The organism is Bacillus sp. JJ1521 (assembly GCF_036965165.1).
GTDB lineage: Bacteria > Bacillota > Bacilli > Bacillales > Bacillaceae_L > Ferdinandcohnia.
Window position 1 is genome coordinate 1 of record NZ_JBALOX010000026.1, and the last position, 5,412, is coordinate 5,412.

Here is a 5,412-nt window from a genome sequence, read left to right on the forward strand (position 1 = left end):
AATCACTATATTAATAGTGAAAACTTAGTAAAACAGTGATTTTTATCACATTTGGGAAAGGGAACATTTGAATAATTTGTGACAAATCGAATAACAGCTTTTTGAACGAAACATACCATATACAAAAAGGATGTGTGTACATGATTAGATATTATTGTTCAAGATGTCATACGATTCTCCTAAATAACAAAGAAAGATGTTTTAAATGTGGGTGTGGTGTGATTACTCAAATCGATATAAATGTTCAAAAGAACGATCAGAAATCATCTTAATCACTATTTTTATAGTGGTTTTTTAATGGCTTAACAATCGTGGATATTATATTTAAAAAACAACTTCCTCTATGACAGGAGTGTAAAAATTTTCATTTTTATTCACACAGAAGTCTCTTTCTCCATAGTCTAAAATAGGCGAATGTCTAGAAGGAGGATACAGTCCATATGGCAAAAGTAAAAAATTATTATGCAGGTACCAATTCTAGTGTAGGTTTTTTCTCGTTGTATGATGAGGCATTGGAGGGCTTGGAAACTCTATATATTTTAAAAGGAGGACCTGGTACAGGTAAATCCACCTTCATGAGAAAAATCGGTCTTGTATTCATGGATAAAGGCTATGATCTTGAATACTTACATTGCTCTTCAGATAATCACTCTATAGATGGAATCGTTATTCCAGAACGAAAATTAGGATTTGTAGACGGTACGGCACCACATGTGATCGAGCCCAGGTACCCAGGAGTTGTCGAGAAGGTAATCGATCTTGGCCAATTTCGCAATGATCAATACTTAGAGCAATTTAAAAACGAAATCATCGAATTAACAGATGATATCTCAAAGAACTATGAAAATGCCTATAAAACCTTTTCAGAAGCAAAGAAAGTTCATTTAAAGCGTGAGGATATTTATGTCTCATCGATGAGCTTTAAAAAGGCTGATGCGGTACTTCAAAATTTAATTGATACGATTTTTAGCAAGCCTTTCGAAGCGGATGAAAAACCAACAAAACGGAAGCGATTCTTTGGAGCGGCTACACCAAAGGGTGCGGTTAATTTTATCGATAATATTACGGAAGAATATGAGAAACGTTTTATTATTAAAGGAAGACCAGGAAGCGGCAAGTCAACGTTGATGAAAAAGATTGCAAAGCATGCCGAACAGCATGGTTTATCGGTTGAATATTTCCACTGTGCATTTGATCCAAAAAGCATTGACATGATTATTATTCCAAAACTAAGCGTGTCAATCGTTGATGGCACGGCACCACATGTTGTCGACCCATTCCGTGAGCAAGATGAAATTGTAGATATGTTTGCATTATGCATGGACCCGAAAATCGAAAGCACATTCAAAACGGAAATAGAAGAGTTAAATCTTGATTATAAAAATAAGATGACAATCGGTACGAATTATTTAAGTGAGGCAAAACGACTGCACGACAAGCTAGAAGAATACTACAAAGCTGCGATGGACTTCGAAGCAATTGACAAAAAACGTGAGGAACTAGTGAAGAAATTATTATAGAAAGAATAGTAAAAGGAAACCAAAATTTTACTGGTGAATGTTTGAAAAGTTTGCGTTATACTATAAATGCACAACAACAAAACAACTCCTTTGAAACGTGAGCTTTCCCGTAATGTGGGAAGGCTTTTTTTATGTCCATTTTCGAAAATTGCATACTTATTACACAACTGGAAAAAGTAACCTTAAGAATTCCTTTAGAGAAAGGGGAGCTTTCTATGCCTAAAGTGCTTTCAGTTGGTATATGCAATCCACCAAATAAAATCAATCAATCGAAAACAACCGAATTTATTAGGGACCTCTTTTATGAACAATTTCCGGATATTGATCGGCTCATCAAAGTATTTGCCAACAGTGAGATCGAGGAGCGGTATTTTAGTGAAACATTGGAATGGTATGGCAAAGAGCATAGCTTTGAGGAAAAAAATAATACATATATTGAGAAGGCTGTAACATATGGTGCAGAAGCGATTCGTAACTGTTTAAGGAATCAAAATTTGCTTGCAAACATGATAAATCCTCGAGAAATCGATGCCATCTTTTTTATTTCAAGCTCAGGAATCGCGACCCCGAGTATAGAAGCGAAAATCATGAATAAAATAGACTTCGGTCCACATACGAAGCGAATTCCAATTTGGGGGCTTGGGTGTGCAGGAGGAGCCTCCGGCTTAGCACGGGCGTTTGATTATTGTAAAGCTTACCCAAAGGCAAAAGTGCTTGTCCTAGCTGTAGAACTTTGTAGCTTAACCTTTCAAAAAAATGATTTCACAAAGAGCAATTTGATCGGAACCTCGTTGTTTGCTGATGGTACAGCATGTGTATGTATTAGTGGGGAAGAGGTGCAGCATCATTCGATAAGCAATGTTCTACCGACCTTTGTTTCATCCCAATCGACCTTATTGGCGGATTCAGAGGATGTGATGGGTTGGGATATTAAAAATACTGGTCTTCACGTCATATTTTCAAAGGATATTCCGAGTATTGTGAAATCATGGTTGAAGGGAAATGTGGATGAATTTTTACATGCCAATCAGCTTGAAATAAATGATACTAGGCATTTTATAGCCCATCCTGGTGGGAAAAAGGTTCTGGATGCATATGAAGCTGCCCTTGAAATTCCAAGTTCGATGACAGACATTGCTAGAGAGGTATTACGAAGGCAGGGGAATATGTCTTCTGTTACAGTGCTTTACGTATTGAAGGAGTTTATGGAGAAGCAACTGGGACATGAAGGAGATTATGGGCTTGTAACAGCCTTGGGTCCTGGATTTAGCTCCGAATTAGTCCTTTTACAATGGAGGAATTAGGATGATATTTTGGATTATTATTGCATTGGTCATTACTCAGAGATTGATTGAACTGCGAATTGCGAAACGAAATGAAAAATGGATTTTATCACAAGGCGGATATGAGGTTGGTAGCGGTCATTACAAATACATTGTGCTCACCCATATCTTGTTTTTTGTATCACTAATCGTCGAGGTTATTTATCGAGGAAATGAATTGTCTGAGTTGTATCCTATTTTATTTGTGTTATTTGCATTTACTCAGGCCGGTAGAGTGTGGGCACTAACTTCACTTGGAATGTTTTGGAATACGAAAATCATGATTTTACCGGAAAGTCAGGTGCAGGTAAAAGGCCCATATAAATATTTCAAGCATCCTAATTATTTAATTGTTGCCCTTGAGTTCATTATCATACCGATTTTATTTCAAGCGTATGTCACCGGAATAATCTTTTCAATACTAAACTTTGTGATGATGTCTATCCGAATTCCAATTGAAGAGCGGGCATTAAGTGTACATGAGGAGTATCAACAGCCTGGAATAGCCCGAAGCGGAATCATTCAAAATGGAATGAAAACGATAAAAAAAGATTGAAAAGAGTAAAAACGGATGATACACTTATTTTAAATGAAAATAATTATCACTATCAGTTGAAAGCTGGTGAAGAAATGCTTACATTATTTGTATCCTTAACAATTGGAATATATGGCTTTATTATGTATTACGTTCTACATCATGTTTCAAACCCTAAACAAAATCCTAAAAAACATCACAATCCCGTCCACGTAACCAGGTAAATANNTAGTTTCTTAAATATTCTGCTTTGTCAAAACCGAGGGTGTAGAGTAAAATACATATATATACACAATTATGCATTGTTCAATAAGGGGATTAGACATGATTCAAACACAACAAACTAAACACATGACAAAGGAAGACTTGGAAAAGAGACTATCTTCCTTATATGACATTTTCGAAAAAAACAATGACACAGAAAGTAGTTCAAAAATTATCCAGTTGCTAAAAAAACTAAAAAATTTAGAATATATGATTGGCTTTTCGGGCCATTTCTCAGCTGGAAAATCGAGCATGATCAACGAACTCATTGGGGAGAGTCTTCTGCCATCAAGCCCGATTCCAACAAGTGCAAATCTAGTAAAAGTAAAAACGGGCCGTGAATATGCACGCGTCTATTATCGAGATGGGAAAATCATTGAGTACCCTGCACCTTATGATTATGATGTAATCAAATCATATGCAAAAGACGGGGAAGCAATCGAATCGATTGAAATCAGTCATGATAATATGAAACTGCCAGAGCAAGTGATTGTCATGGATACGCCCGGGATTGACTCAACTGATGATGCCCACCGCGTATCAACAGAATCAGCATTGCATTTAGCAGATTTACTCTTTTATGTGATGGACTATAATCATGTCCTATCCGAGCTAAATTTCCAATTTACAAAGGAACTGACTGATCGAAATAAGACGGTTTATTTGATCGTAAACCAAGTTGATAAACATAAAGAAACGGAATTAAGCTTTACGTCCTTTAAACAAGGGGTGGAGGAGGCATTCCAAAACTGGAATGTTGCTTACTCAGACATTTTTTATACAACACTTAAGGATCCAGATAATGAGCATAATCAGTTCAAGCAGGTTCAGCAGCTGCTTCATGATAAAATTGCCAAGAAGGACCAGCTTTTATTAGAAGGCGTTTTTCATTCTGCAAGACAAATTATTCTTGAGCATATTGCGTTTTTAGATGATAAAAATGCACTAGAACTAGAAACTACAAAGGAAAAGCTTCGTTCATTATCTGTTGCGGAGAGAGAAACAATCCCGGCTCAAATCGACGAATTGTACCAACGTTTAGCGGGTTTTTCAAGGAAACGAGAAAAAATTGAAAAGGAATTTATTGAAGAGATCGAAACCATTTTATCAAATGCGATTCTTATGCCGTTCCAAACACGCGACCTTGCAAAGCTTTTTGTTGAATCCGTTCAACCAGATTTTAAAGTGGGATTATTATTTTCCAAAAATAAAACAGAAAAAGAACGTGAGGACCGTTTGCAAGCCTTCTTCAATGATGTAAAAGAGAAAATGTCCACTCAATTAGAATGGCATTTGAAGGACTTTGTTGGGAAATTTATTGAAAGTTTAAGACTTTCAAAACAACCATCTGGAAATGAGCTGGCAATTGAACTGTCTCCTGTTGAATTGAAAAATTTAATCAAGACCAGTGCAGGAGTAACAGGGGAGTATATCTTAACCTTTACTAACGATGTAGGAAATTATATTAAAAGAAAATATAAACAAAAAGCGGTTGGATTTTTACATGACATTCTTGAGCAAATGAAAGTTAGCACTGCCAAAGAAGAAACTGAATTAAAAGCCGAGTTACAAAAATATGAGGTTTATTCAGAAGCATTTGCAACATTAAAAAAATTTGAAACAAAACGTGCAGAAATTCGAATGATGCTTGAAGATATCATGAACGGTGATTCTACAATTAATAATAACGAATCAGTTGAACACTTACTTTCACGATTTACTGAACATGTGGAGATTTCCTCAACGGAAGAAATTTTAAAAGAGATAAATA

At 36.0% G+C, this 5,412-nt stretch carries 5 protein-coding genes; all 5 read left to right on the plus strand.

Annotation, left to right across the window (positions count from 1 at the left end; genetic code table 11):
• Window positions 1-440 precede the first annotated feature (440 nt).
• Entirely contained in the window at window positions 441-1,520 is a 1,080-nt protein-coding gene (locus V7147_RS04875) for a PRK06851 family protein (RefSeq protein WP_335366740.1), read from the plus strand.
• Window positions 1,521-1,735: 215 nt separating this feature from the next.
• Window positions 1,736-2,824, plus strand: coding sequence for a type III polyketide synthase (locus V7147_RS04880; RefSeq protein WP_335366741.1), 1,089 nt, complete (start codon window positions 1,736-1,738; stop codon window positions 2,822-2,824).
• Between the two features lies 1 nt (window position 2,825).
• Window positions 2,826-3,398, plus strand: coding sequence for an isoprenylcysteine carboxyl methyltransferase family protein (locus V7147_RS04885; RefSeq protein WP_335366742.1), 573 nt, complete (start codon window positions 2,826-2,828; stop codon window positions 3,396-3,398).
• A complete protein-coding gene (locus V7147_RS04890) occupies window positions 3,395-3,601 on the plus strand; it encodes a hypothetical protein (RefSeq protein ID WP_335366743.1) in 207 nt (68 codons plus the stop codon). Before V7147_RS04885 ends, V7147_RS04890 begins: the two co-directional genes overlap by 4 nt.
• 100 nt (window positions 3,602-3,701) lie before the next feature.
• Window positions 3,702-5,412, plus strand: a 1,711-nt coding sequence (locus tag V7147_RS04895; RefSeq protein ID WP_335366744.1) for a dynamin family protein, incomplete at its 3' end; no start/stop codon positions are given.